Origin of the sequence: Vibrio fortis (genome assembly GCF_000695685.1) — a bacterium.
In the GTDB taxonomy this organism is placed as follows: Bacteria; Pseudomonadota; Gammaproteobacteria; order Enterobacterales; family Vibrionaceae; genus Vibrio; species Vibrio fortis_A.
Genome location: NZ_JFFR01000033.1, coordinates 361,454 through 387,772, shown reverse-complemented (window position 1 = coordinate 387,772; position 26,319 = coordinate 361,454). Strand labels below are relative to the sequence as shown.

Annotated in this window: 24 protein-coding genes; 3 read left to right on the top strand and 21 right to left on the bottom strand. The window is 47.3% G+C overall.

Annotated features, from left to right (window positions below; all coding sequences use genetic code 11):
- Positions 1–20 precede the first annotated feature (20 nt).
- The 12 genes from VFDL14_RS00160 to VFDL14_RS00215 form a co-directional block, all read right to left on the bottom strand.
- On the bottom strand, positions 21–986 hold the full coding sequence (locus VFDL14_RS00160; protein ID WP_032553819.1) for a choline ABC transporter substrate-binding protein: 966 nt from the start codon (positions 984–986) through the stop codon (positions 21–23).
- 98 nt (positions 987–1,084) lie between these two features.
- Positions 1,085–2,797, bottom strand: coding sequence for a choline dehydrogenase (gene betA, locus VFDL14_RS00165; RefSeq protein ID WP_032553818.1), 1,713 nt, complete (start codon positions 2,795–2,797; stop codon positions 1,085–1,087).
- A 27-nt stretch (positions 2,798–2,824) separates the two neighbouring features.
- Complete coding sequence (gene betB / locus VFDL14_RS00170; RefSeq protein WP_032553816.1) at positions 2,825–4,285, bottom strand: betaine-aldehyde dehydrogenase; 1,461 nt, start codon at positions 4,283–4,285, stop codon at positions 2,825–2,827.
- A gap of 58 nt (positions 4,286–4,343) precedes the next feature.
- Entirely contained in the window at positions 4,344–4,946 is a 603-nt protein-coding gene (gene betI, locus VFDL14_RS00175) for a transcriptional regulator BetI (RefSeq protein WP_032553814.1), read from the bottom strand.
- A 369-nt stretch (positions 4,947–5,315) separates the two neighbouring features.
- Entirely contained in the window at positions 5,316–5,756 is a 441-nt protein-coding gene (locus VFDL14_RS00180) for a hypothetical protein (RefSeq protein ID WP_032553813.1), read from the bottom strand.
- A 10-nt stretch (positions 5,757–5,766) separates the two neighbouring features.
- A complete protein-coding gene (locus VFDL14_RS00185) occupies positions 5,767–7,446 on the bottom strand; it encodes an LruC domain-containing protein (RefSeq protein ID WP_032553812.1) in 1,680 nt (559 codons plus the stop codon).
- 232 nt (positions 7,447–7,678) lie between these two features.
- Positions 7,679–8,338 carry an HAD family hydrolase gene (locus VFDL14_RS00190; RefSeq protein ID WP_032553810.1) on the bottom strand — a complete coding sequence of 220 codons (660 nt, stop codon included), beginning with the start codon at positions 8,336–8,338 and terminating at the stop codon, positions 7,679–7,681.
- Between the two features lies 1 nt (position 8,339).
- Positions 8,340–9,359 (bottom strand): ABC transporter ATP-binding protein, encoded by a 1,020-nt coding sequence (locus tag VFDL14_RS00195; RefSeq protein ID WP_032553809.1) that lies wholly within the window; start codon positions 9,357–9,359, stop codon positions 8,340–8,342.
- Entirely contained in the window at positions 9,359–10,144 is a 786-nt protein-coding gene (locus tag VFDL14_RS00200; RefSeq protein WP_032553808.1) for an ABC transporter permease, read from the bottom strand. Before VFDL14_RS00200 ends, VFDL14_RS00195 begins: the two co-directional genes overlap by 1 nt.
- Entirely contained in the window at positions 10,144–11,049 is a 906-nt protein-coding gene (locus VFDL14_RS00205; RefSeq protein ID WP_032553807.1) for an ABC transporter permease, read from the bottom strand. Before VFDL14_RS00205 ends, VFDL14_RS00200 begins: the two co-directional genes overlap by 1 nt.
- Entirely contained in the window at positions 11,046–11,903 is an 858-nt protein-coding gene (locus VFDL14_RS00210; protein ID WP_032553805.1) for an alkaline phosphatase family protein, read from the bottom strand. Before VFDL14_RS00210 ends, VFDL14_RS00205 begins: the two co-directional genes overlap by 4 nt.
- Positions 11,904–11,929: 26 nt before the next feature.
- A complete protein-coding gene (locus VFDL14_RS00215; RefSeq protein WP_032553804.1) occupies positions 11,930–13,012 on the bottom strand; it encodes an ABC transporter substrate-binding protein in 1,083 nt (360 codons plus the stop codon).
- Positions 13,013–13,223: 211 nt separating this feature from the next.
- On the opposite strand from VFDL14_RS00215, the gene VFDL14_RS00220 reads away from it, so the two are divergent.
- From VFDL14_RS00220 to VFDL14_RS23735, 3 genes are all read left to right on the top strand, one after another.
- Entirely contained in the window at positions 13,224–13,952 is a 729-nt protein-coding gene (locus VFDL14_RS00220) for a UTRA domain-containing protein (RefSeq protein ID WP_032553802.1), read from the top strand.
- Positions 13,953–14,079: 127 nt separating this feature from the next.
- Positions 14,080–15,498: an amidohydrolase family protein gene (locus VFDL14_RS00225; RefSeq protein ID WP_032553801.1), complete on the top strand. Its 1,419-nt coding sequence runs from the start codon at positions 14,080–14,082 to the stop codon at positions 15,496–15,498.
- A gap of 158 nt (positions 15,499–15,656) precedes the next feature.
- Positions 15,657–16,052 (top strand): hypothetical protein, encoded by a 396-nt coding sequence (locus tag VFDL14_RS23735; protein ID WP_050487509.1) that lies wholly within the window; start codon positions 15,657–15,659, stop codon positions 16,050–16,052.
- A gap of 58 nt (positions 16,053–16,110) precedes the next feature.
- Here the strand turns inward: VFDL14_RS23735 and VFDL14_RS00230 are convergent, their stop codons facing one another.
- The 9 genes from VFDL14_RS00230 to VFDL14_RS00265 form a co-directional block, all read right to left on the bottom strand.
- Positions 16,111–16,767: a Qnr family pentapeptide repeat protein gene (locus VFDL14_RS00230; protein ID WP_032553800.1), complete on the bottom strand. Its 657-nt coding sequence runs from the start codon at positions 16,765–16,767 to the stop codon at positions 16,111–16,113.
- A 326-nt stretch (positions 16,768–17,093) separates the two neighbouring features.
- On the bottom strand, positions 17,094–18,365 hold the full coding sequence (gabT, locus tag VFDL14_RS00235; RefSeq protein WP_032553799.1) for a 4-aminobutyrate--2-oxoglutarate transaminase: 1,272 nt from the start codon (positions 18,363–18,365) through the stop codon (positions 17,094–17,096).
- Between the two features lie 15 nt (positions 18,366–18,380).
- Positions 18,381–19,808 carry an NAD-dependent succinate-semialdehyde dehydrogenase gene (locus tag VFDL14_RS0123590; RefSeq protein WP_032553797.1) on the bottom strand — a complete coding sequence of 476 codons (1,428 nt, stop codon included), beginning with the start codon at positions 19,806–19,808 and terminating at the stop codon, positions 18,381–18,383.
- An 87-nt stretch (positions 19,809–19,895) separates the two neighbouring features.
- Positions 19,896–20,978 carry an agmatine deiminase gene (aguA, locus tag VFDL14_RS00240; RefSeq protein ID WP_032553795.1) on the bottom strand — a complete coding sequence of 361 codons (1,083 nt, stop codon included), beginning with the start codon at positions 20,976–20,978 and terminating at the stop codon, positions 19,896–19,898.
- A gap of 9 nt (positions 20,979–20,987) precedes the next feature.
- Complete coding sequence (gene aguB / locus VFDL14_RS00245; protein ID WP_032553794.1) at positions 20,988–21,854, bottom strand: N-carbamoylputrescine amidase; 867 nt, start codon at positions 21,852–21,854, stop codon at positions 20,988–20,990.
- A 25-nt stretch (positions 21,855–21,879) separates the two neighbouring features.
- Entirely contained in the window at positions 21,880–23,157 is a 1,278-nt protein-coding gene (locus VFDL14_RS00250; protein WP_032553791.1) for an NAD(P)/FAD-dependent oxidoreductase, read from the bottom strand.
- Between the two features lie 31 nt (positions 23,158–23,188).
- Complete coding sequence (locus VFDL14_RS00255; protein ID WP_032553789.1) at positions 23,189–24,673, bottom strand: aldehyde dehydrogenase; 1,485 nt, start codon at positions 24,671–24,673, stop codon at positions 23,189–23,191.
- A gap of 36 nt (positions 24,674–24,709) precedes the next feature.
- A complete protein-coding gene (puuR, locus tag VFDL14_RS00260; RefSeq protein ID WP_032553788.1) occupies positions 24,710–25,267 on the bottom strand; it encodes an HTH-type transcriptional regulator PuuR in 558 nt (185 codons plus the stop codon).
- A gap of 16 nt (positions 25,268–25,283) precedes the next feature.
- The gene (locus VFDL14_RS00265) at positions 25,284–26,030 is read right to left on the bottom strand and encodes a gamma-glutamyl-gamma-aminobutyrate hydrolase family protein (RefSeq protein WP_032553786.1); all 747 of its coding nucleotides are present in this window, start codon (positions 26,028–26,030) and stop codon (positions 25,284–25,286) included.
- Between the last annotated feature and the right edge of the window lie 289 nt (positions 26,031–26,319).

The window sequence follows — 26,319 nt, the reverse complement described above, 5'->3', positions numbered from 1 at the left end:
AACTCACCATTTCCTTCTAATTACGCTTTAACTTGCTTTAGGTATGCTGATACAGCGTCTTGAGCTGAATCGCCCTTGAGCGTTTTCACGTTCTTAAGCCACGCTTCCACTTGCTGCGGATTACTGTTGAGCCACTGCTGAGCCGCTTTGTTTGGTTGAACGTTTTGGTTAAGAATCGCTTCCATCAGCTCGTTTTCCATCTCTAGAGAGAATTCGAGGTTTTGCAGAAGCTGACCGACGTTTGAACACTCAGACAAGTAGTTTGCGCGTACGTTAGTGTAGACATTAGCGCCACCGTAATTTGGACCGAAGAAGTCGTCACCACCGTCTAAGTACTCCATCTCAACATTGCTGTTCATTGGATGCGGCGCCCAACCCAAGTAGACGATCCATTGGTTGCGACGAGCCGCACGAGACACTTGCGAAACCATGCCCGCTTCACTTGATTCAACCAGACTGAAGTCTTTCAGACCGAAAGCATCAGAGTCGATCATCGATTGGATTAGACGGTTACCATCGTTGCCAGGCTCAATGCCGTAGATGCGGTCTTTGAATTTGTCTGCGTGCTTAGCGAGATCGGCGAAGCTCTTCACACCAGCATCGTAAACATACTTAGGAACCGCCAGCGTATACTTCGCGCCCTCTAGATTAGCGCGCACAGTTTCCACGGTTCCCGCTTCACGGTACTTAGCAATATCGCCTTCCATAGTTGGCATCCAGTTGCCGAGGAAAACGTCAATGTCACCGTTAGCCATTGAGGAGTAAGTCACAGGCACAGAAAGCAGGTCTGTCTTGGTCTGATAACCCAACCCTTTTAGCAGCTCAGTGGTGATAGCCGTCGTTGCGGTAATATCGGTCCAACCGACATCAGCAAAGCGCACGTTCTCACACTGTTGAGGTTCAACCGCAGCATAGGCGTTTAATGCCAATAGGCTCATCGCGCTAGCAGCCACTGTCTTTTTGGTCACGGTACGGATAATTGTCATAGTGATTCCTTTTATTCTTCCTTTTCACCACATCGATGTGGTTTCTGACTCATACTTTTTTGCTCGGTCTTTATTCACGACCGACTCTCTATTTGTAATTAGGTATCTTTGGCTAAGGCTCTTAACGGTTCGTTTTCGCGTTGAGTCTCTTGCCATTGAGGTGCAATCCAAACGGGCACATCTGCTGCAGCCAATGGCGTTTTACCCAATATGAAATCCGCAGCGCGCTCTGCCACCATAATGGTTGGCGCATTCAAGTTACCGTTGGGAATGGTTGGGAATACCGACGAATCGACCACACGCAAGTTAGCGACACCGCGTACTCGACACTCTTCGTCTAGAACCGCCATTGGGTCATCATCTGCGCCCATCTTGCAGCCGCACGACGGATGATAGGCACTCTCCACATTCTGTTTTACCCACTCATCGATCGCTTCATCAGAGGTGACATCTGCCCCCGGCTGAATCTCTTCTCCACGGAATTTATCCATCGCAGGTTGTGAGAGAATTTCACGCGTCAGACGAATACAGTCACGCCAGTCTTGACGGTCTTGCTCTGTCGAAATGTAGTTAAAAGTGATTTCAGGCTTGGCATGTGGGTCAGCCGATGTGATTGCGACAGTGCCGCGACTCTCTGGCTTGTTCGGGCCAACATGAACTTGGAAACCGTGTCCATCAAAGGCCGCTTGTCCGTCGTAACGCATCGCTGCTGGCAGAAAGTGATATTGAATATTCGGCCACTTAAGGCCTTTTCGAGAGCGGATAAAGGCGCAAGATTCGAAGTGATTGGTCGCCCCAAGCCCTTTGCGAGTTAAGATCCACTCAGCACCAATCATGCCTTTACTGACTAAACCGAGTTTGCTGTTGAGCGTGATCGGTTCATTGCAGTGATATTGGAAGTAGACTTCGAGGTGATCTTGCAGGTTTTCACCGACACCACTGAGTTCATGCTTAAGCTCTACGCCCGCTTTTTCAAGCACGGCTTTTGGCCCAACCCCAGATAGCTGAAGTAACTGAACTGAACCGATAGACCCCGCCGAAGAGATCACCTCTTTTGAAGCCGAAGCGGTTTGAATCTTGCCGGACTTTTCAAACTCAACGCCTGTCGCTTTCAATTGGTCAGACTCTTGCTCTAGCAATACCTTACGAACCACCACGCCTTTGATAAGGGTGAGATTAGAACGTTTTAATGCTCGACGCAGATATGCGTTCGATGTTGAGGCACGAACGCCTTTATCCACCGTCATGTGCATCGCGCCAAAGCCTTCTTGCTGGTAACCGTTGTAGTCTTTGGTTTCTGGGTAACCGGCATCTTTGCCCGCGTCAATGAAGGCTTGATAGAGCGGGTTCAATGTCATGTCATTACCATTACAGGTTCCAACAGGGCCATCACCGCCACGATAAACATCACTACCCTGATTCCAAGATTCAGCACGACGGAAGTAAGACAGACATGCTTGGTAGTTCCAACCCGCTGCCCCCTGCTCTTCCCATTCATCAAAATCACAAGCGTGACCACGTACGTAAACCATGCCGTTGATCGATGAACTACCGCCCAGCACCTTGCCGCGTGGGCAGTGTAACTGGCGGCCATCAAGCCCGGACTCTTGCTGAGTTTCAAATTGCCAAGCGTACTTTTCAGTGTTCATCGGGTAAGAAAGGGCCGTCGGCATCTGGATAAAAATGCTCTTATCCGTACCACCAGCCTCTAGCAATAACACGCTATGTTGACCGCTTTCTGTTAGCCGATCGGCCAACACACAGCCGGCCGAACCCGCGCCGACGATAATATAATCGTAGCGTTGTTCCATGTTCTGTTCTCCGTGAGAGGTTAAGCGTTATGCATAAGGGCTGACGTAGTCGCCTAGCTCAATAAGAATGCTCTTGGTTTGGGTGTAATGAAGCAGAGTTTCGGGTCCATTTTCGCGACCAATCCCAGATAGCTTATAGCCACCAACTGGCATCTCTGCTGGTGAGTCACCCCAAGTGTTTACCCAGCAAATTCCAGCCTGCATTTGATGAATCACGCGGTGCGCGCGCGATAGGTTTTGAGTGAATACCCCCGCCGCCAAGCCATAATGAGTGTCGTTCGCGCGGCGAATCACATCGTCTTCATCGGTGAATTTGAGCACTGACATCACAGGGCCAAAGATCTCCTGCTGAACATGAGGCATGTCATCGTCACAATCGACGAATACGGTTGGGATAACAAAATTGCCATTACCTAGCCCATTGTCAGTCACTTGATAGCCGCCAGTCAGCAGAGTTGCGCCAGACTGCTTAGCCGTCTCAATCGCTTCAAGGACTTTAGACAGATGCTGTTTGGAGATGAGCGCACCGATTTGCGTTTCGATGTCCATCGGGTCACCAATCACAAGCTTTTCTGTACGCGCCTTGAGCTGGTCAACAAACTCTTGGTAGATGTTTTCATGCACATAAACTCGTGTGCCATTGGTACACACCTCACCTTGGGTGTAGAAGTTCGCCACCATCGCGGCAGATACCGCATCATCGAGCTTGGCATCATCAAAGATAATCATTGGCGACTTACCGCCAAGCTCCATGGTGACGGACTTAAGCGTCTTTGCACTATCAGCCATTACCGCTTTGCCCGTACCCGTTTCCCCCGTGAAAGAGACTTTGGCAATATCTGGATGAGCCGTCAGCATTTGGCCAACTCGGTAATCGCCTTGAACAACGTTAAACACACCGTCAGGCAGACCCGCTTCGGTAAAGATCTCCGCCAATTTTAGTGCAGTAAGCGGAGTCTCTTCTGAAGGCTTGAACACCATTGCATTGCCCGCGGCCAATGCAGGTGCCGACTTCCACATTGCGATTTGAATTGGGTAGTTCCAAGCACCTATACCAGCACACACACCCAGAGGTTCTCGGCGGGTATAGAAAAACTGGCTTTCGCTCAGGGGTTGTTGCTCACCTTGCAGAGTCGGAGCAAGACCTGCGTAGTACTCAATTACGTCAGCGCCAGAGGCCACATCCACTTCAATCGCTTCCTGCAATGGCTTGCCAGTATCAGCAACCTCAAGCTTTGCAAGGTTATCGTTTCGTGTTCTAAGTATTTCTACCGCTTTCATCAAAATGCGACTGCGTTCCACTGCACTCATAGCAGACCATACAGCAAAGCCGCGCTTCGCCGATTCAACCGCCTGATCGAGGTCTGATTGGGACGCTTGGCCTATGATCGCAATAGGTTCACCATTGGCAGGGTTAGTGCTGACAAAGGTTTCCCCAGACGTAGCAGCCACCGTTTTTCCATCTATGTATAAAGTGTTCATTTCCATGTGAGTTTCTGACTTAGTTTATGTTTAGGCTCTGCTGGCCCATTCAAAATTACGGGTGTTAATCGACATTCAGCGAATAGAACGTCAGCTGTTTGTCGAGATAATCGTTGATGATTGCACGCGCTTTGTTGGCATCAATACCTTCGGGGTTGAGCGTCCCGCGCAGCCAAATACCATCAATAAGCGATGCAATACCATGCGCCACTAACTCAGCTTGCTCAGGCTTCAAAAGTGCCTTTAGTTCAATAAGCAAATGAGAAATAAGACGTTTTTCATTTACACGTTGTAGCCTTTTGAGCTGAGCGTCGTGCATTGAGTAAGACCAAAACGCCAACCAAGTCTTCGCGACCTTGTTCTCTGCTTGGTAGCCTTCGAAATTGCCGTTGATGATGGCGTTGATTCTTTGTTGATGAGCGTTAGCGGGTAACTCTTTTAGAGCTTTAGTGATAGTGACCGACAATTGGCGCAAGATTTCGCGCATCGTCTCTTCAAGCAGCCCATGCTTACCACCAAAATAGTGGTTGATGATCCCAGTCGATACGCCAGCTTCTTTACTGATCAAAGCGATACTGGCCGAATGCAAACCGACACGATCGATCACCGCCATTGTGGCTTGTACGAGTTGCGGTTTTCGGATATCTGGCATCCCTACCTTGGGCATTTTTAGGTCCTTTTATTTTTTATTGAACGTTCAATTAATTATAAAATGACAGAAAACTAGTTAGGGTTCAAATGATTATTTTAACAAGGAAATTACAAAACAAACGTAAAAACAACAAAAATAAACACCAAAACAATAAGTTACGTAATCATTCGCCCACTAAATAAATACCCAAAAGATTTGAGGTGTGATGTTTATTGCTCGATAGTTTTAGGCAAGATTGTTCAATAGATGAGCAGAAAAAAGGGAAGGCTTGAGGCTTGAAAATAGAAAGAGTCAAAAACAGATGACCTTGAAAAGAGATAATATAAAAAACGGAGAGTAGCCAATGGCACTCTCCGCATGATTTGGAGTTAGATAATAGGTTAGCTAGAAAGTAAGGTGATAACTGTTACTCGGCTGCCCCAACGGAATACTCCAAGTTTGCTCTGATTCGCTGCTGGTCATTGGTACCCAGCGCACATATAGCGAGTCCCAGTTCGTATTGACCTCAAGTTCGACTTCGTCGGTAAGATCTGGGTAGATGGTAGTAATGCGCGAAACCGGATCTGGGATGACTTCACCATCGTTTTTTACAAATGCCGCTTCTGAATAGAGATGCAGCGCTCCCTTAGTTGACCCTGAATAATCGATCGACAAGGTAATTTTCTCACCCACATCAAACGAAAAATCGCGCTGGGCAACAATATCTTGAGCGGCAGCCGGTGTAGCAGGTTGAGCCGTTGAGCCACCTCCTCCACCTCCTCCGCCACCACATGCAGTCAGGGCTGAAATGGAAAGTAGGCTAATTAACTTGATAGATGTTTTCATGATGCTCTCCTTATTCGCCCGTTGCTGATACTGAAGTGTTTTCTACAGCGGTTTTGTACCACTCACCATGGCTTTCTCCGCTCGCTTCTACCCAGTCATCAAAGGTTAGGTAGGCCTCACAAATGTCTGTGTATTCAATCGGATGATCCCACTCGTCACGAATGTTTATCGCCCACGGCATATTGTTTTCCGTAGTAAACGACGCAACGTTGTCAGACTTATCATCATGGATATTGAAGAAAGCATTGTTCATGTCACTGGTACCCGAGAACTGCTTCAAATGAGTCTGCCATGTGAATCCAGGAGCCTCGCTCGTAAAGTCACCGTGATACATGTATTGAGCAGCAAAAATAAAGGAGTCGTAAGGTGGATAACCGACAATGTCTCGAGACACTGGGGTCGTGAACTCAACATAGAGTTGGTACTGCAATGCGCCGACATTTTGGGTACCCAAACAGTCAACTTGAGTGCGATAGAATGCACAGCTTTCTGTAAGTTCACCTAGGTTTTGAAGATCCACTTTAAGGTCTTCTGAAACAATCAATACTGCATCGCTAGTACCCTGCTTTACAATCGAATGACTAACCGCAACACCATTACGGGTCAGAGTCGCATTAGCAATGTTACTAGGGTCAACGCCCGGAAGATGGATACCATAGCCGTTTGAGAAGCCTGCTCCCATTGCTTGCAGCGTATAGTCAAAACTGATGTTTTTCAGTTCACGCTGACCATTCAACTGCTCTGTAATTTGGTAACGCCATACCACATCATTGAAGTCGTAATCACCCATCAACGGCCATCTGTCCTCAAATGCGATGGTCGCATAATCACTACCACTTGGGTAAACAGAGGTGATGGTGATGTCGCTGTCTTGCTGCACCAATGGCTCATATTTTGAGTCTGTTGAACCGTCTGGGTTAACCCCATCCACCGCAGTAAACGGAGTCACTTCAACCGTGAACAACAGGTCATTAAAGTCATGGTCGCCCCCCGTACGTTTTAGGTCTTCAAAGCCCAGTACGAAGAACTCATTCTCAGTGTCGATAAAGGCCACATTATGTCTTCGCAGACTTGCCGTGTTCTCAGGGTTAAGTTCAGAGTAACTGTAAAAAGGGGTGCCCCAATTACCAAGTGAAGCAATGTTATTGTATGAACCCGACCACCCCCAACCATTGGGAACTACAAAGAAAGCGAGGGTTTGACCCGCGGTTAACTCTACCCCGAGGTCTATGGTGTCACCTTCGACCATTTCACCATCTGGCGCTTTTGAAGTGTTGGGAAAAACGATGGTATTCGCCGTAATGTCGTCAATTGAAGCTGGCGGATTATTGGTATCGTAGACAAAATAACCGAGCGCGTTTCGATAGCCCGCCCCTTCATTCAAAAAAGTGATTTTTGCCGATGCGAACTCGGCACCACCCAATTCGTCGTCAATATCAATATTGGAGTAACGCTCTGGCGCGATGAAGGCACTGTTGACATAGGTTCCTTCAGGCAACATCGAGTAGACATTGTCTAGCGTGTCATGAGGCAATGTTCCGGCAATCGAATAGGTATCGTTGGGCTTACCTAAGGCAGAGTAATTTGAGCTGTCTGCTCCAGATTCAAAAGTAAAATCGGACGTTGTTAATGCTAGTGCTAGGCTGGGAACCATGCAGCCTGCCGCAACCAGTGGATTCCATATTCTCATTATCTTCCCTCTCAACTGACTGTAAATGTGTAAAATAGAAGAGAGCAAGTAAGGTGCCTAAAATTTAGTCGTTTAATTTCATGAAGTTAGTAACGCTGGAGAGAGTTTTCTCATTTTGAGAATGAAGTTGACGTCCTAAAAGCAATTGACGAGATATTAAGTTTACCGCTCATCCAAAACAAAAACTCCGACCTAATGTCGGAGTTTTTTGTTCAATCGACCACAATCGCCGCTAGTCCCAATTCAGGATCTGCCAATTCGGTCTATCGGCCAATGCCTTCAATCGTGGGCATGGGTTCACCAAATACGCATAATCCGCATACTCACAAAGAGACAGATCATTGATCGAGTCAGTGTAGAAATGAATCTCTGAGTAAGTTGCCGGTTGTGCAGCGATCCACTGCTCTAAACGTGTCACTTTACCTTCTCGATAGCTTGGCACGCCCTCTATTTTGGACGTGTAGCGGCCTTGCTTCTCAACCAGATCGATACCTAGTGCCTCTGGAATGCCAAGTTTGCGTCCTACTACTTCAACCAAAAAAGTTACACTGGCAGAGATGATCAGCATGTCGATTTCATCGCGCTTTAGCTGTTCTATCAATGGCAGAGTCTGCTTGAACAGATTAGGTAGAACTTTGGTGTCAACGCACTCCTCAACCAAGGGATTCACCTGTTGTGTCGTCATATCACCAAGCGGCTGCATGGCGAATGTTAGGTAATCTTCCATATCCAGCTTACCTTGGGTATAAAGCCCCATAAGACGCTGATCTTCTTCAACAAAACTTGCATCACTCGCAATACCTTTTTCGACTAAGAACTCATTCCACATCATCGCAGCATCGCCGTTGACTAGGGTTTCATCCATATCAAATACATACAAAGGCTTAGACATCTTAGGCTCTCACAGGCTGAATTTCATTTAGATTAAATAGCAACTCTAGTTGGCTACCGTTGGCCAATAGACGCTCAGAAGAGCGATTTAATAGGTCAACAGTAAGCTCACACTCATCCACATCAACTTGATAGCGAATCACGTTGCCCAGCAGCTGATGATTACGGATCGTACCCGTTTTTGGTGCTGAAATATGTGCACCGTATTGTCTTCCCTGCTCTTTGACATAAATAGATTCAGGGCGTATCGCGACCTTCCAGTCGGTGTCGATATCGAAAAGTTGTTTAGCTTTGTTCGCTTGTACTAAGTTGTAGTGTCCCATAAAGCCTGCGACAAACTCATTGGCAGGTTGAGTGTAGATCTCTTCAGGTGTGCCTGCCTGAACGATCTCACCTTTGTTCATCAAGAAGATGCGATCGGACATGATCATCGCCTCTTCTTGATCGTGAGTAACAAAGATAGTCGTTAGATCCATCTCTTTTTGGATATCACGGATCTGCTGACGAAGGTGCTTACGGATCTTGGCATCCAATGCCGATAGCGGTTCATCAAGCAACAGAATACGTGGCTTAACCACCAGAGCACGCGCTAGAGCGACGCGTTGACGCTGACCACCTGATAACTGATGTGGATAGAAGGTCTCTTTACCTTTCAAGTCCACCAGCTCAATCACTTTTGCTACTTCACGTTTGATTTCGTCGCCAGCCAGCTTTTTCATTTTCAAACCAAAGGCGATGTTTCCCTCCACCGTCATGTTTGGAAACAATGCATAGGATTGGAAAACCATACCGATGCCGCGCTGCTGTGGCGCTTGGTGGGTGATGTCTTCACCATTGACCCAGATTTGGCCATCATCGACTGGATTTAGTCCCGCCAAGCTACGTAGCAAGGTTGATTTACCACAACCACTTGGCCCAAGCAGGGTAATAAACTCACCTTTCTCGATAGTGAATTGAATGTCTTCAAAAACGGTGTTGTCACCGAAACTTTTCGTTAGATTGTGTGCGTTTACATAACTCATTATTTGACTCCACGGCTAAAACGACTTGCCATCCAAGTCAGTAAGAAAATGAATAGGAAGTAAGTCATCACCAAGGCAGAGGTAAAGTGGCCGCTGGTCTGACGCATGTTGTATAGATAGATTTGTAAGGTCTCATAGCGTGTTCCAACCAAAATGTTAGCAAACACGAACTCTCCCAGTAGGAACGAGAACGATAGGAACAGAGAAGCCATCAAACCCTTCTTCAGGTTCGGTAAAATAATCAACAAGAAAGCCTTAGTGGTGCTCGCACCGAGTAAGTGCGCAGCGTCCATCAGATCTTGCAAATTGATCGCCTGAAAGCTGTTAGCGATTGCGCGATACATGAATGGCAGAGCAATGGTGAAGTAGGTGCCAATCAAGATCCAAGGTGTGCCGATAAGTGCAATTTCACTGTCGGCATACAGCTGTAGCAGGCCAACCGAAGAGACCACAGGTGGCACAGCGAACGGCAATAAGATCATGATATTCATTACTTTATCCAGTTTCGGGAAATAGTAGAACACCACAAATATTGCCGGAAGAATCAGCACCACACTCAATGCTAATGCCACGATACAGATAAACAGTGAACGACCAAACGCTTGTAGGAAGCGAGGGTCCGTCAGTAGGCTAACGTACCAATCCAGAGTAAAACCATCTGGAAGAATAGTAGCTCCCCAACGTGATGACAGCGAGTAAACGAACGTGGCAAGAATTGGAATCATCATGATACCAACGATCGAGAAAACCACCGTTTTATGAAAGCGAGTATTAACGTTTTGCATTAGCTTTTCTTCCCTGCATAACTCTTACTGATAAGCCATTGGTTAATCACGGTGATAAATGCCAGCATCGCCATCAGAATCACAGAAATTGCAGCGGCTAGATTTGGTTCAAGGAACAGGTCTCCAGATACCAGACTCGCGATTCGAATAGTAATGACGTTGTAGTTACCTGAAGTGAGTGCATAGACACTGGCGTAAGCACCTATCGCGTTGGCGATCAGAATAATAAAAGTACCGAATAGCGCTGGAGATAGCACAGGTAAGCCAACCTTAAGCCAGTATTGCCACGTCTTTGCGCCAAGCAATGCAGACGCTGCCTGCCAATCGTCGCTCAACGCATCAAACGCTGGGTATAACAGCAACACTGCCAATGGAATTTGAAAGTAGATATAGATCGCCAACAAACCCCACTTTCCGTAGAGGTCAAACTCTCCCAATAGACCATATTGCTTCAGCAACAAGGTTATCGCACCGTTGGTACCAAGGATGATGATGAAAGCGAAAGAGAGTGGTACACCGGCAAAGTTACTACTCATGTTGGTAAAGGCGATCACGCCGTCGCGAATTTTACAGTCAACGCGACGCAGAGAAGAAACCAATAAGGTAGCAATCGCTAGGCCAAACACACTCGACCACACGGACAGCCACAAACTATTACCAAAGGCCTGCATCATGAAAGCAGAATCAAACACCTCGGTGTAGTTTTCGAGCGACAACTCGCCGTCGTAAAAGAAGCTGTTTATCAGTACCCAAACCATAGGGGCTAGCTGAAACAGATAGAAAAACAGTGCAAACGGCGCCAACCATAAAGCGGGCTTAAAACGTTTGAACCAAGAAGAGGCCTTAGGTTTCGACGCGTTTGCGTTTAGTGAATTCGATTTTTGGGTAATGGCAGGACTGCTCATAGTGCTAACAATTCCTGAGTGTAAGATTTATTGTGTTCTAAATTAAGGAGTTGGCAAACAGTGCCGCAGATATCGGTTTGTTTTACCTGACACTCTTGATGCGTGAATTTGTCACCAATCACAAAGAATGGGACTTCACGCTCTTCAGCCAGAATGCCACCGTGAGAAAGGTCGTCGTTCATGCCGTGATCGCTAGTCACAATCACTTGATAGCCATCTTCAATCCAACCTTTAATGTAGTTCGACAAGAAGATATCGGCACCACGTGCACTATTGCGATACTGGCGTGAGTCCAGTCCATGCTTGTGGCCCATGTCGTCAATATTCATAGGGTGGATCAACAAGAAATCTGGCTGATACGTTAAGCGCAAGTGTTCGGCATCAAGAAACAGTGCCTCATCTGGGTAGTGGTCCCAGTGGTAGAAGCAGCCGTGTTGAATGTTCAAACTCTCGTCATGAGTAAAACGATCTCGAACCGGATTGAATGGCGCACGATTATAAAGCTCGCTCACCCAGTGATACGCCGCTGCAGCGGTGGTTTTACCCTGAGTTTTCGCCAAGCTAAAGATCGACTCATGATTGGAAAGGCGCACAATCTGATTGTTGACGATGCCGCTCTCCGCAGGGCGAACCCCAGTTAAGATGCACTCATAGAGTGGGCGCGACATAGAAGGTAGTTCACATTGCATCGGATAAAGCGTCGCGCGCATTTTGCCTTGCAATGGGCTTTGTGAATCACTCTGATTACTAGGCGAGTGACTCAGTTCTAGAAGACCATTCAGGTAACCCATGCAATTACGGGCCACCTGATAATTCAGTCCATCTAGAACAACAAGGATAACCTTATTGCTCATGATTTTTTCTCTTACTCAAATGGGGGTTATTGCTGGTGAATCAGAACGCTTTCTTGCCATTGGCGTGGCAGACGACGCGCTGATTTTTCCCATGCAGAGAAGTCAGTTACAGGGTGAACATTGCCATACTCTTCATTCGCAATAAGCTTGTCTTGTACTGATTGAGGCAGAGTGATGTTGGTACGAATTGGACGCGCGTAACCCTCAGCTAGATTGATTTGGCCTTGGTCGCTGAAGATGTATTCACGAGCAAGCTTCGCCGCGTTAGGGTTCTTCGCGTATTTATTGATGATGGTGGTGTAACCCGAGATAACAGATCCATCTTGAGGGATGTTGACACTGAAACGCTCACGGTCAATTTTGTCGCGGTAGTTCAGTGCGTTGAAGTCCCACATGATCGCCACTTCAACTTCACCTTTTTCTAGGTTCGCCATATTTGGATCGGTGTAAGACAGACGACCCTGTTTCGCTAGCTCACCAAAGAACTTAATCGCAGGCTTTAGGTTGCTTTCATCACCACCGTTAGCAAACGCGGCTGCTAGTACTGCGTTATTTGCTTGTGCCGCAACGCCTACATCACCGACCGTCACCTTGTAGTCACCCTCAAGCAGATCACTCCATGTTTTAGGCGCGTCTTTGACTAGATTGTTGTTTGAGATGAATGAGATAGTTCCCGTGTAAGCCAGAGCCCAGTGGCCATCTTTGTCTTTCGCCCAGTCAGGAATGTCGTCCCAAGTTGACGGTTTGTAGGGTTGAGTCACGTCTTTCTTCACTGCAACGCGAGCAAAAGCAAAGCCCACATCGCCAATATCAGCGGTTGCATTGCGCTTCTCAGCCTCAAATTTTGAGATCTCTTGCGCCGAGCTCATATCAGTGTCTTGGTGCTTTAGGCCATAGTTTTCCTTTAGGTCCGCCCAAGTGTCTTTCCAGTTCGCCCAACTATCTGGCATACCCACACTGTAAACCGCGCCCTCTTTTTGAGCGGCTTTTACTAGTGCGTCTAAGTCAGCGTCATTCGCCATCGTTGGCATTGAAATGGTCGCTGTCATCAAGGTTGCGCCAATCAGTTTTGATGGTGATAGCGTTGAACGGCAAAGCAAAGTTTTCATTGTCTCTATCCTTCTGGACTAGGTCAGTAAGTTCACTTTGTATGCTATAGGCGAATTGTTACGGTTTATGGCAACTTATTTGACAGTTCAAATGCATTTATATGGCAGATATATTTCAACAGCCCGACTTTTAACCAGAACGAGCTGTCACATTACTGTTAAACAGCCGACTTATACTGGTAACAACAAGGAATCATGGACTAGATCAACAATGAGAATGCCGGGCAACAGCCATTCAGAGACACAATTAGGAAAAATCAAAAACAGTATCCGCGAGCAGATCCAGTCTGGGATCTATAAAGAGGGGCAAAAAATTCCCTCAGAAAGAGAACTCAGTGAGCTCTTTGCTACCACTCGCATCACGCTCAAAGATGCGCTTATCTCTCTTGAGACTGAAGGGCTAATCTATCGCGAGGATCGACGCGGTTGGTTTGTCTCTCCTGAGCGTATCCGATACAACCCCCTATCTCGCTCTCACTTTCATCAAATGATTCGCGATCAGAATCGAATTGCAGAGACTCGTCTTATCAATACCCGCTCAGAAATGGCCGCAGGTGAATACGCCAAAGCACTGAAAGTGGAAAGCATCACACCAGTTCATGTCATTGAACGGCTGCGCTACATCGACGGAAGAGTGGTGCTGTTTGTGGAGAACGTACTTAAAGCAAGTTTGTTTCCTGAGATCCTCTCGCACGATCTCAAGATGTCACTCACCGATATCTACAAGAAGAACTACGGTTACGAAACTCAGCGTTCTCGATTTGATGTGATACCCACCTCTGCGCCCGCCCATGTTGCCAAAGCACTCAACCTCTCAGAGGGTCAACCAGTACTGAAGATTTGCCGCGTAAACTACAAGCAAGATGGTGAGCTAATGGACTGCGAATTCGAGTACTGGCGACCAGATTCAGTGATGATTCATATCGATAGTCGTGGCTAGCAAAAAACAGATCACGAAACGAATAGCTATATAAGCGCGTGTCATCAAATGGCCATTTCTCTCTTAGATTGCTGCGTATGATTCACTCGTACTTCAGAACATCACCAGCAAATTAAGAGAGTCTACTATGTTCAAGAAAACACTGATTGCCGCATCTTTGATTATGACAACCGCTTCGGTAACCGCTGCGGCATTGCCAACAGAAACTCCAGCGCCAACTGCAGTAGAAGCACCACAAGTTGTTGTATTTAAGAACGTTAATGTTTTCAACGGAACTGAGGATAAGCTTTACAACAATCACACCGTGGTTGTTACTGGCAATAAAATCACCGCGATCACCAAAGGTGACGCCGAGCTTCCCGAGCAAGCCAAGGTTATCGATGGTGAAGGCCGAACGCTAATGCCAGCTATGGTAGAAGCGCACATGCACCTCAACCTACCAAAAGGGCTACTCGGCACTAATGATATGCGTTGGTCTGAGATTGCCGTGCACGCTCAAGGGTTTGGTGAAATGTATCTCGATCTTGGCTTCGGTACGATTCGTGATGTTGGTGGTGCTGACGGCGTATGGACAGAGCTTGAGAAGAAAGGTGACATCGATTTCCCTCGTACCTACGTTTCAGGCGCTCCTATTGCACCAATTGGTGGTCACTCAGACGTTGGCTTGCAATCGCGACGCCTAGATGACTCACCACAAAACCTAGAAATTTTGGGCATTATGTCTACACCAGCAGGTGTTGCAGAGATCCACGAGCAAGCGCGTCACAACTACCGTCAGGGTGGTCAGTTTACTAAAGTGTTCCAGTCTGGTGGTGTTTCATCAAAATTCGACCCGTGGCAGTACCAATCCCTGCTTGATGAAGAGCTGAAAGCAGCGGTAGATATTGCGGAGTCTTACGGTTCTTATGTCTCGACTCACGCCTATTCAGATAAGGCTTTACACCAAGCCCTTGATACCGGAGTTAAATCCATCGAGCACGGCTTCATGTTTAACGAAAGTCACGATAAGAAATTTAAAGAAAACGGCGCGTTCTTGGTCACTAACTTAACTGCGTTTTCTCCAGAATTGGCTAAGGTACCCGTAGTGCAAGACCCAAGCATCCAGAAGAAGTTAGCATCTGCACAAGCTGCCTTTGGTGACTATATCGAGAATGTGCAAAAGCTTGATCCAGACTATCGCGCCTTCAACACAGATTGTGTCGGCTACGCGGATATGTGTGCCAAACAGATCGCTCATGAGATTTACTTAAATGCTAAGTTCTTTGGTAACTTCTCAGCACTACGAGCACTCACCTCGACTGGTGGCCGTATTTCTGCAGAACTCATGGAAGACTGGATCAACCCATACTCTGACGGAAAAATTGGTGTTATTGAAGTGGGCGCCTACGCGGATATCCTGCTCATCGATGGTAACCCACTGGAAGACATCACTCTCATCGGTGGTCGTGAGACTTGGTTAACTAACGATGCCAAGCCTGACGGTTCTCACCTGAGTGAAATGGACCTAATCATGAAAGACGGCAAAATCTTCAAGAACACGCTGTAATATCCTTCATAACAATCAGAAAGTTACGGAAACTAGCCCGGTCAATCGAACCGGGCTATTCTCGTTAAATCATTAAAAACACGATTTATAAAAAACACTGTGCAATTCAAACTAGCTTTGGTTATCATTGGCGTGACTGATGAATGGAGTAAGGTTTTATGATCAAAGTGATTGCACCGTTGTTGCTGGTACTTTCTGGGTACGCCCTAGGTGCAGCAGGAACTTCAAGCATAGATAGCTCCAGTGCTGGAAACCCGGGGGGATTTGATATCAATTCGATTCAAAACCTACCAATTCAGAACCTATCGACTCAAAACTTACCAACTGCACCAGAGCAGCATCATAATTGCCAAAGCATAGTGTGTAACGACTACGCTTCTTTCGATACCAACTCGACCTCTAATGATTTCGACAACATCACTGTGGTTAATGTGCCTGAAAGAAACTCCAACGAGACTCTCGATGCGATTGGCAGTGCTCTGTATATCATCGGTGAGATAGGCTTTGCTGAGAATCTGTCTGAGCCTGACTATCGCAACAATGCTCCTAACTAGCAGGCTTCTAACTCAAATGAGCGCCTAAGTCGCTCATTTTAGACTAGCCACATCACGTTTAGTCCGGCATCACCACAATACCCATAGCTTCAAGCAATTGATCTTGTTGCCATTCTGCGATTTGAACGCCTGTCATATCCACCCTTTTCGGGTTAAGCCCCTCTAGCTCAGCATGACATAGGTTTGCGCCTTGGAAACTAAATTGAGTCCAAGCATCTTCTGAAAAAACACCACGACTCAAGTCCGACTCTTTCATCGACGCCCCCACTAGATGCGCGCCAATCCAACGGTTTTCAAACAACTCACACTTCTCCAAGTTGGCGCTCTCTAGGTTCGTATAGGACAAATTACAGCCTGTGATATAAGCCGAGCAGAAGAAGACTTTCTGCGTCACGTAGTTGGCAAAGTTAGCACGATGGAAATTCGCGCCTTTTAGATCGCAGTTCCTGAATTCAATACCAAAGCAATTGGCATTACTGAAGTTGGCCATCGCTAACTTACAGTCTTGAAAGCTAGCATCTCTCAGATCAGCAAAGTTAAACTGGCACCCTTCCATGTCGGAAGTTTCAATAAACTTACAATGTTTAAACGTGGTTTCTTTTAGCTGAGCGTTATGAAAGTTACACTCCAAAAAAGTGCAAGATTCAAAAGCCAAATAACTAAGGTCTTGGTGAGAGAAATCGTGCTGATGATAAGTGTGTTTTTTGGTTTTCATGGCCGTTCCTTATTTGCGTCCCCGAAACGTAACATTGGTTCGCTACCAAGTCACGATTTTAAAAACCTTTAAAAACAACCATTTAAAACACCCCAAAATCGCAAATTTAAGGCACCTAGAAGCCCTTTTAACAGGGTGTTTTTTTAATTTTCCTATGCACCTTTGCAGAAAAAAGTTTAATTCAACAGAGAGGTGCTCAGCGAGCGAAGAGATTCTACAAACCAAAAACCTTAGGCAACTCGTGAAAAGTCCCATTTACATTGTAAATCCGCACAAAAAAAGAGCACTCAATGGTGCTCTTTCTTAATTAAAATGAATAACTTGAGTTACACGACTTCAAGAATGATCTTCTCAAGCTTATCCAAACCTTCGCTAAGAACTTCTGACTCGATCGTCAATGGTGGCAATAAGCGGATTACGTTCGCTTTCACTCCACAAGACAACAGAATTAAGCCATTCTCTTGTGCTTTGCTGATAACGGCTTTGGTGAGATCTTGCAGAGGTTTGCCCGTTTCAGGACAAGCAAACTCAATCGCCATCATCGCACCCGTAGTACGGATTTCACCAATTGCAGGTACAGACTCTTGAAGCTTAGTCATGCGAGCATTAACCACCTCACCAATGCCCATCGCTTTCGCACACAGCTGCTCTTCTTCAATAATTTTTAGGACCTCAAGACCTGCAACACAACCCAGAGGTGAACCTGCGTATGTACCACCAAGGCCACCCGGCAGTGCCGAATCCATCACATCCGATTTGCCTACCACAGCAGAGATAGGGAAACCGCCTGCGATGCCTTTCGCCATAGTCATCATATCTGGTTCAATGCCTAGGTATTCCGTAGCAAACATTTTACCGGTACGCGCAAAGCCAGTTTGGATTTCATCGGCAATGAGCATGATGCCGTGCTTATCACACACTTCACGTAGCCCTTGTGCAAATTCAGCTGGCGCTTTGTAGAAACCCCCTTCGCCTTGCACAGGTTCAAAGATGATAGCCGCTACGCGTGATGGCTCGATATCACATGCAAACAGGTCTTCAAGCGCTTGCAGGCTCTGCTCGGTGCTCACGCCATGGAAGGCATTTGGGTATGGTGCATGGAAGATCTCATTCGGGAAAGGACCAAAGCCCGCTTTGTACGGTGCAACTTTACCTGTCAGACCCATTGTCATGTTAGTACGACCGTGGAACCCACCTTTGAATGCGATAACGCCACTACGACCAGTATGAGCACGTGCCACTTTCACTGCGTTTTCTACTGCCTCTGCACCCGTGGTTAGGAAAATCGCTTTCTTTTCGCTATCGCCCGGTGCAAGTTCAGTCAATTTTTCCGCCAGTTCAACAAACGAAGCGTACGGTGTCACCATCGCACAGGTATGAGAGAAGTTGTCCAGCTGTGCTTTCACTGCTTCACTGATGCGTTTGTTTGAGTGACCGGTATTGGTTACCGCAATGCCTGCAGCAAAATCGATGTATTTGTTACCATCTACGTCCCACACATGGGCGTTCTCTGCTTTCTCAACGTAAAGTGGATAAAGTGCGCCCATACCTTGAGCGATTACTTGGCTTCTTCTTTGGTGTAGTTGTTGGTTAGTCATTGTTTTGTCCTTAAATTAGTTGCCGCCAAAGCAGAGATATTTGATGTCCATGTATTCATCGATACCTTGTTTTGCCCCTTCACGTCCGATACCAGACTGTTTTACCCCACCGAACGGAGCCACTTCGGTAGAAATCATGCCTTCATTAATGCCAACCATGCCGTACTCGAGCGCTTCAGCGATCTTCCAGACGCGGTGGATGTTTTGGCTGTAGAAGTACGATGCGAGGCCGTAGATAGTGTCGTTAGCCATCTCAATCAATTGCTCATCGTTATCGAATGCAATCACAGGCGCGACAGGGCCAAAGATCTCCTGCGAAACAATGTGCATGTCGTGAGTTACGTTCTTGAGTACGACCGGCTGCATGAACAGACCATCAAGATTCGGCACTTCCGAAACTGGCTGCGCTCCTTGCTCGATTGCACCATCAATCAGAGCTTGGATGCCCGCTTTCGCTGACTCGCTGATCACAGGTCCAATATTCACGCCTTCGTCTAAGCCATTGCCGACCTTGAGCTGCTGAACCGCTGCATCAAATTTAGTCACGAACTCATCGTAGACTTTGCTGTGAACATAGAATCGGTTCGCACACACACACGTTTGACCTGCATTACGGAACTTAGATGCCATCGCACCCGCTACGGCTGCGTCGATATCTGCGTCATCAAACACGATAAATGGCGCGTTGCCGCCCAGTTCCATTGAGGTGCGTTTAATATCGTGCGCACTCTGCTGCATCAGAACACTACCCACTTGAGTTGAGCCCGTGAACGAGAACTTACGAATCAGTGGATGTGACGTAAAAATCGCGCCGATCTGGCGAGAGCTTTCTCCCAAAGTCACCTGCAATACATCGCGCGGAATGCCGGCTTGATACGCCAGCTCTGCGACAGCGAACGCAGACAGCGGGGTCGAGTCCGATGGCTTCACGATGAAGCTGCAACCCGCAGCCAGTGCTGGCCCTGCTTTACGAGTGATCATTGCAATTGGGAAGTTCCACGGCGTAATCGCACATGCAACACCAATTGGCTGCTTAATCGTAACTAAGCGCTTATCACCACTTGGGGCAGGGATCGTTTCGCCGTAAGTACGCTTTGCTTCTTCAGCAAACCACTCAATAAAGCTCGCGCCATAGAGCACTTCACCCTGCGCTTCGGCTAGAGGCTTACCTTGCTCTAGCGTCATTAAACGGCCAAGGTCTTCTTTGTTTTCAAGCAGCAGTTGATACCACTTGTTCAATAGAGCAGCGCGAGCTTTTGCTGGCATTGCCGCCCACTCTTTTTGCGCAACACTTGCGCGTTCAACACCATCTAAAATGGCTTGCTCTGAAGAGACTGGGGCATAGCCCAACACTTCACCAGTAGCAGGGTTAGTGACAGCAATGCCCTGCTCTTGGTCCGACACCATAAACGACAGCAATGTTTGGTTGTTAATTTGTTGCATGGTGATTCCTTTTGACAGCTAAACAATGCCGCTCTCTGTTGACTGATTCAGTCATCCGCGGCTATTAGTAATTTTAATTGATGATGGCTAAGCGGGGATCTGCTGGGTAATGCAGTGAATGTTGCCACCACCCAATAACACTTCACGTGATGGGATCCCAATCACCTGATGCTCAGGCATTGCCTGTTGCAGTATCTCGATCGCTTGCGAGTCGGTTGTATCATCGAGCAGAGGTAAAAAGACATACTCATTTACGATAAGAAAGTTTGCATAAGAGGCGCTTAGGCGTTCTCCCGCATCACGCACCATGCCTTCACTCTTATCGACACCGTTGGCTTCAGCCTCGCTGTAGTGCAAGGGACCCGGCAACGGCAAGCGGATCACTTCGATACTTCTACCTTGAGCATCGGTCTGCGACTTAAGTGCATATTCTGCTTGGCGTGATAGCTCGAACTGTGGGTCACTTGGATCGTCAGTCCAGCTCAGCACCACCTTACCCGGCGCAATAACGTGCATCAGATTATCGACGTGACCGTCGGTCTCGTCGTTAAACAGCCCCTTTGGTAGCCAGATAACTTTATCGATACCAAGATACTCTTTAAGGCTCGCTTCTATCTGTTGCTGACTCATCTCAGGGTTGCGCCCCGGGCTAAGCAAACACTCTTGCGTGGTATACAGGGTGCCTTCGCCGTCGGTATGAATGGCACCTCCCTCCAGAACAAACGGAGCTCGATAGTGGTCAAGGCCGATGATGTCACACACTGAACTCGCCACTAAGTCGTCTTGCTGCCAGTTGTCATACAGGCCGTTGTAATCCCCGCCCCATGCATTAAACTGCCAGCTGACACCACGGCGCACGCCTTGTTCGTTCACCACCACCGTTGGACCTATATCGCGCATCCAAGCATCGTTGTACGGGATTTCGACCAGTCGAATATCGGAGTGAAGCAAAGCGCGAGCTCTATCAAACTGTTTACAGCTAACTGCCACGCACACCTTGGTCACTTCCGAAATCGCGTTGGCAATGCGAGCAAAGGTCTGCTGTGCAGGCTGCGCTTGTTCACGCCAATTGTCTTTTCGCTCTGGCCAAGCAAGCCACACTTCGCTCACCGGTTGAAACTCAGCCGGAAAGTAGAAGCCATCTTGTCGAGGCGTGGTTGATAGCTGCATAGTGCCCCCTTATACCGCCAATTTACATACACTGCCGTACAGATCTGGTCGACGGTCACGGAATAGCCCCCACGAGTGACGAGCCTGAGCCGTTGCCGCTAAATCGACTTCTGCATAGATAATCGCTTCCCCTTCACGTGGCGCTTCAGCAAGCTTGCCACCGGTATGGTCAGTGATGAAAGATGAGCCGTAGAAGGTCGTCTCAATACCATCATCCAGCTCAGTACCCACACGGTTTGACGCGATTACTGGTACCAAGTTGGCCGCTGAATGGCCTTGCATCGTGCGTTGCCAATGGTCACGTGAATCTAGGGTTGGGTCTTGTGGCTCGCTACCGATCGCGGTTGGGTAGAAGATTGCTTCTGCGCCATGCAAGGCTAAGCTGCGAGCCAGTTCTGGGAACCATTGATCCCAACAGATGCCCGCACCGAAGGTGCCAAACTTGGTCTTCCAAACCTTGAAGCCAGTGTCACCAGGACTGAAGTAGTACTTTTCACTGTAACCCGGTCCATCTGGAATGTGTGACTTGCGGTAATTGTCGAGTACCGTGCCATCTGCATCGATCATCACTAACGAGTTAAAGAAGGTGTTACCCACTTTTTCAAAGTAGCTCACCGGGATCACGATACCCAGCTCTTTAGCGAGAGCGCTCATCTCTTTAATCAGTAAGCAGTTTTCTGTCTCTTCTGCCAACTCGAAGTATTTCGCTTCCTGTTTCTTGCAGAAGTAAGGCGACGCAAACAGCTCTTGTGGCAGAATGACGTTGGCACCGTTGCTCGCTGCTTCACGAATCGCCTGCTTGGCTTTATTTAGGTTATCTTCCAGATCCCAGCTCTTAGTCAGTTGTAAGGCTGCAAATTTCACTACTCTACTCATTCGATGTTCCTTATCTGTGTCTGGATTAGATAGCCAGTTTGTCTCTTAGGTTGTAATACGCTGCACCCACTGCGGTGAATGGGATTTGGAAGTGGCGACCGCCCGGGAAGGCATAGTGCTTCAATGCTGCAAAAGCATCAAATCGCTCTGCGTGTCCGGTTAAGGCTTCCGCCAATAGTTTGCCTGCAAGGTGAGTACAAGTGACACCATGGCCGCTGTAACCTTGTAGGTAGTAGATGTTGTCGTCGAATGCGCCGAACTGAGGCATACGCGAGTAAGTTAGCAGGAAGTTGCCCGTCCAAGTGTAATCAATCTTAATCCCTTTCAATTGAGGGAAAACTTTCTCTAGCTTAGGACGAATCAAGGCTTCGATATTCTCTGGGTCACGAGCGCCATATACTACGCCACCACCAAACAGCAGGCGTTTATCAGCACTTAGACGGAAGTAATCCAGTAAGTAATTACAGTCTTCAACACAGTAGTCGCTTGGCAGTACTTGCTTAAGTTGCTCGTCAGTCAGTGGCTCTGTCGCCACCACTTGGGTACCACACGGAATCGCTTTGTTGCTAATGTTCGGCGCCAGACCACCAAGATACGCGTTACCTGCCAGTACTAAATATTTGCACTTCACGCTGCCCTGAGCCGTTCTAGCCACAGGGTTTACGCCCTTCTCTAGCGAGGTTACTGCAGACTGTTCGAAAATCTGCCCACCCAAAGAGACAAACGCTGCTGCTTCACCGAGAGCCAATTTTAGCGGATGGATGTGACCACCACGCATATCGAGCAGACCGCCAGTGTAAACCTGAGTACCGACTGCCGCTTCTACCTCATTGGCATCAAGCAGAGTCAGTTGGTCATTACCGTAGCGCTCCCAGTTTTTCTTATGGTGCTCTAGGCCAGCGAGTTGCTTTTTGTTTAGTGCTGTAAATAGGCCACCGCGCTTATGATCACACTCGATATCGTACTTATCGATAAGGCCACGAATGATGTCACCGCCTTCAAAGATCATGTCACACAGAGCTTTAGCTTGGGGTTGGTCGTAACGGCTTTCAATCACATCAACATCTCGGCTGTAGCTGTTAACGATCTGACCGCCGTTGCGACCGGTTGCGCCAAAACCAACTTTCGCACTTTCTAGCACCACCACTTTGAAGCCTTTCTCTGCCAGATGCAGTGCTGAAGATAAACCAGAGAAACCGGCACCAACTACACATACATCACACTCGATGTTGTCTTGAAGTTGTGGGAAATCTGGCATGTTTGGTACTGAGTGCGCGTAAAACGAGTCCGTATGCTTATTCATTGCTTTATTCCTTTGTTATTCGTCAGCAGGCTTAAGGGTGTAGGCGAATCCAAGTCGTTTTGGTTTCTGTAAATTTTTCAATGGCATGCAGTGACTTATCACGGCCGTTACCACTCATTTTGAATCCACCAAATGGGACAGTCATGTCACCTTCGTTGTAGTTATTGACCCAGACTGAACCCGCTTGAAGCTGCTTAGCCACACGGTGAACACGATTAATATTGCTGCTCCAAAGAGCGGCACCTAGGCCATATTTAGAATCGTTAGCAATGGCGATCGCCTCTTGCTCATCTTTGAAAGGAATCACGCACAACACAGGGCCAAAAATCTCTTCCTGCGCAACACGCATCTTATTGTCTACATTGTCGAGAATGGTTGGCTCAACGAACGCGCCTTTGCCATCGACATCACCACCGCAGCGCAGTGTTGCACCCTCAGTTTGACCAAGGTGGATGTACTCCAACACTTGGGCTTTATGCACTTGATCGATAAGCGCGCCCATAGAACAAGTGGTGTCCATTGGGTCTTTTGGCGTGAAGGCTTTAGACGCTTCAATCACCTTCTCAACAAACTGATCTTTAATGCTTTCATGAACCAGCAATCGAGTTGCTGCAACACACACTTCACCTTGGTTATAGAAGCAACCACCTGCCGTTTCAGCGGCTGCGCGGTCAAGATCGTCACAGTCTTCAAAGACAATATTGGCATTCTTACCACCCGCCTCTGCAAAGACGCGTTTTAGGTTGGTCTCACCAGAACGAACCATTAACTGACCAGCGATTCGGGTTGAACCGGTAAAGGCAATGCAATCAACATCATGGTGTTTAGCTAGCGCATCCCCAGCTTCATGACCAAAGCCAGTGATGACTTGGAATACGCCACGAGGAAGACCCGCTTGATTAGCAAGCTTGCCAAGGAAGATCGCAGTTAAAGAAGATTTTTCTGATGGTTTTAGAATGACACTGTTACCAGCCGCGAGCGCAGGGCCGAGCTTCCAACAGGCTAGCCATAGAGGGAAGTTCCATGGAACCACAGCGGCGACAACACCAATAGGTTGATGAGAGATGTAGGCGTGAACATCTTTTTCGGTTGGTGCGACTTCACCGTAGACTTTATCAATCGCTTCAGCGTACCAGCGCAAAGAGCCTGCTGCACCGGGGATATCGGTAGAAACACTGTGGTTAATAGGTTTACCGGTATCGAGCGTTTCTAGTAACGCTAGCTCTTCGCGGTGCTCATCAATGAGATCAGCGAATAAGCTTAGGACAGCTTTACGATGAGATGGGGCGCTGTTGCTCCATTCACCTGCTTGAAAGGCTTGACGAGCGCATGTTACCGCAAGATCAACATCTTCTTCTTGGCAACGAGCGATCTCTGTAAGCGTTTCGTCCGTTGCTGGGTTGATGACATCAAGCATTTGGCCGCTGATGGCAAGGGTATACTCGCCGTTAATAAATGCTCGATTTTCGATGTTTAGACTGTTTTGTAATTCAATCCATTGTTCCTGGGTTTTCATACGCTCTCCTTGTTATCACAACAAGGCAAGGCCCACTTAGAATGTGGTTGGCGTATGCGCGCTTATCATTCGACAAGCCTTGTCTGTGTGATTTGTAAACTTATGCGGCTGAGTTGTATCAATGACGTACGACTCGCCTTGTTTAAGGACGTAAGATTGGTCCTTATACTCAAGCGTGATTTCACCCTCAAGAATGGTCCCGATCTCTTCGCCTTCATGCTTAATTTCTGCCGCACCGGTCGTGCCATGTGGGGCATACTCTTCGATTAAAAACCCGATGACCTGCTCTTTACTGCCGTTGGTGACTAGCTTCATTGAAACGGACTCACTGCCCATCTCCACCAACTCATCAGGGGTAACAACAACCTTTACTTCATCACTGGCTGGCTTTTCAAAGGTGAAAAACTCCGATAGCGACAAAGAAAAAACGTTCACTATTTTTTGCAACGAGCTCACTGAAGGGCTGACCTTAGCGTTCTCAATAGAGGAAATAGCACTATGTGTAATGCCAGCTCGCTCGGCTAATTCTCGTTGTGACAATCCATGTTCTTTTCGTAACTGAACAATATTTTTACCAATCTCTTGATTGTCCATTTATCTGGCTCCTAACTTATAGAGAGGCAGCCATCATAAATTCTTTGAACAAAATTTGTGAGAAATGATTGGTTTTCGCTTTCCATTCTGGGTGCCACTGCACGCCAACAAAGAATTTTTGCCCTGGAAGGCTGAATGCTTCCACCAAACCATCGGGGGCTTTCGCTTCCACTTGCAGTTGCGGAGCCAATTGGTCAACACCTTGATTATGAAGGGTGTTCACTTCAAAAAAGACCGTGGTTTCCCAGTGATTCTCTGTCAGCCATTTTTCAAAAAGGCTCTGCTTTTGCACTAGTACCGCATGTGATGGTGCGTATTTCTCTTCAAAGTCGTCGACTTGGATCTCTCGATGATCATTAAAGCCGGAATCGTGAACCGCCGGATTTAACGAGCCACCCAGCGCCACATTCATCTCTTGAAAGCCACGGCAGATCCCTAAACATGGAATGTCTTTATCAATCGCTTTACGCAGTAATGAAAAAGAGAGCTCGTCGCGCGCTTCATCTTTCTTTGCCTCTTGATGCGTCGCGTTGTAGTGGTGCGGCGCAACATTCGAGTGACTGCCCGGAAATAAAAAGCCATCACACATCTCAAGGATTCGCTCGATATCTTCACTCGACATATCTGGCGCTAACATCAGCGGCAACCCGCCGAAGTCTTTTACTGCCGCTAGATAGAAGTCATTAACGGCTTGTATTTGATAGCCACCCAACTCTTTCGCGCAGCTAACAATTCCAATAATGGGTTTGCTTTGTGTAGACATGTTACTTCCGTGCTCGATTTATTTAACACTCACACTACAAACCATGTACAAAATTATCAACACCGATGTTCGATATTCTGACCAAATCGTGACCAATGCCTCTTTTTTGGTCAAAAAAACGGCTAATTTTGCTCATTATATTGAGCAAAAACCGATCGGCTGTTACAAAATAGTTAACAAAAACATCTTTCATAAAATTTACAACTTGAAAGAAAATTAATATAACCCATTGTATTTTAAGCAAATAAAACAAAATCTTTAGACTTTAGTCTTATCAACACAACTCAGT

Excerpts from the sequence above, each read along its gene's own strand:
- VFDL14_RS00160 (WP_032553819.1), bottom strand. The coding sequence starts at position 986 with ATGACAATTATCCGTACCGTGACCAAAAAGACAGTGGCTGCTAGCGCG.
- betA (WP_032553818.1), bottom strand. The coding sequence starts at position 2,797 with ATGGAACAACGCTACGATTATATTATCGTCGGCGCGGGTTCGGCCGGC.
- betB (WP_032553816.1), bottom strand. The coding sequence starts at position 4,285 with ATGGAAATGAACACTTTATACATAGATGGAAAAACGGTGGCTGCTACG.
- betI (WP_032553814.1), bottom strand. The coding sequence starts at position 4,946 with ATGCCCAAGGTAGGGATGCCAGATATCCGAAAACCGCAACTCGTACAA.
- VFDL14_RS00180 (WP_032553813.1), bottom strand. The coding sequence starts at position 5,756 with ATGAAAACATCTATCAAGTTAATTAGCCTACTTTCCATTTCAGCCCTG.
- VFDL14_RS00185 (WP_032553812.1), bottom strand. The coding sequence starts at position 7,446 with ATGAGAATATGGAATCCACTGGTTGCGGCAGGCTGCATGGTTCCCAGC.
- VFDL14_RS00190 (WP_032553810.1), bottom strand. The coding sequence starts at position 8,338 with ATGTCTAAGCCTTTGTATGTATTTGATATGGATGAAACCCTAGTCAAC.
- VFDL14_RS00195 (WP_032553809.1), bottom strand. The coding sequence starts at position 9,359 with ATGAGTTATGTAAACGCACACAATCTAACGAAAAGTTTCGGTGACAAC.
- VFDL14_RS00200 (WP_032553808.1), bottom strand. The coding sequence starts at position 10,144 with ATGCAAAACGTTAATACTCGCTTTCATAAAACGGTGGTTTTCTCGATC.
- VFDL14_RS00205 (WP_032553807.1), bottom strand. The coding sequence starts at position 11,049 with ATGAGCAGTCCTGCCATTACCCAAAAATCGAATTCACTAAACGCAAAC.
- VFDL14_RS00210 (WP_032553805.1), bottom strand. The coding sequence starts at position 11,903 with ATGAGCAATAAGGTTATCCTTGTTGTTCTAGATGGACTGAATTATCAG.
- VFDL14_RS00215 (WP_032553804.1), bottom strand. The coding sequence starts at position 13,012 with ATGAAAACTTTGCTTTGCCGTTCAACGCTATCACCATCAAAACTGATT.
- VFDL14_RS00220 (WP_032553802.1), top strand. The coding sequence starts at position 13,224 with ATGAGAATGCCGGGCAACAGCCATTCAGAGACACAATTAGGAAAAATC.
- VFDL14_RS00225 (WP_032553801.1), top strand. The coding sequence starts at position 14,080 with ATGTTCAAGAAAACACTGATTGCCGCATCTTTGATTATGACAACCGCT.
- VFDL14_RS23735 (WP_050487509.1), top strand. The coding sequence starts at position 15,657 with ATGATCAAAGTGATTGCACCGTTGTTGCTGGTACTTTCTGGGTACGCC.
- VFDL14_RS00230 (WP_032553800.1), bottom strand. The coding sequence starts at position 16,767 with ATGAAAACCAAAAAACACACTTATCATCAGCACGATTTCTCTCACCAA.
- gabT (WP_032553799.1), bottom strand. The coding sequence starts at position 18,365 with ATGACTAACCAACAACTACACCAAAGAAGAAGCCAAGTAATCGCTCAA.
- VFDL14_RS0123590 (WP_032553797.1), bottom strand. The coding sequence starts at position 19,808 with ATGCAACAAATTAACAACCAAACATTGCTGTCGTTTATGGTGTCGGAC.
- aguA (WP_032553795.1), bottom strand. The coding sequence starts at position 20,978 with ATGCAGCTATCAACCACGCCTCGACAAGATGGCTTCTACTTTCCGGCT.
- aguB (WP_032553794.1), bottom strand. The coding sequence starts at position 21,854 with ATGAGTAGAGTAGTGAAATTTGCAGCCTTACAACTGACTAAGAGCTGG.
- VFDL14_RS00250 (WP_032553791.1), bottom strand. The coding sequence starts at position 23,157 with ATGAATAAGCATACGGACTCGTTTTACGCGCACTCAGTACCAAACATG.
- VFDL14_RS00255 (WP_032553789.1), bottom strand. The coding sequence starts at position 24,673 with ATGAAAACCCAGGAACAATGGATTGAATTACAAAACAGTCTAAACATC.
- puuR (WP_032553788.1), bottom strand. The coding sequence starts at position 25,267 with ATGGACAATCAAGAGATTGGTAAAAATATTGTTCAGTTACGAAAAGAA.
- VFDL14_RS00265 (WP_032553786.1), bottom strand. The coding sequence starts at position 26,030 with ATGTCTACACAAAGCAAACCCATTATTGGAATTGTTAGCTGCGCGAAA.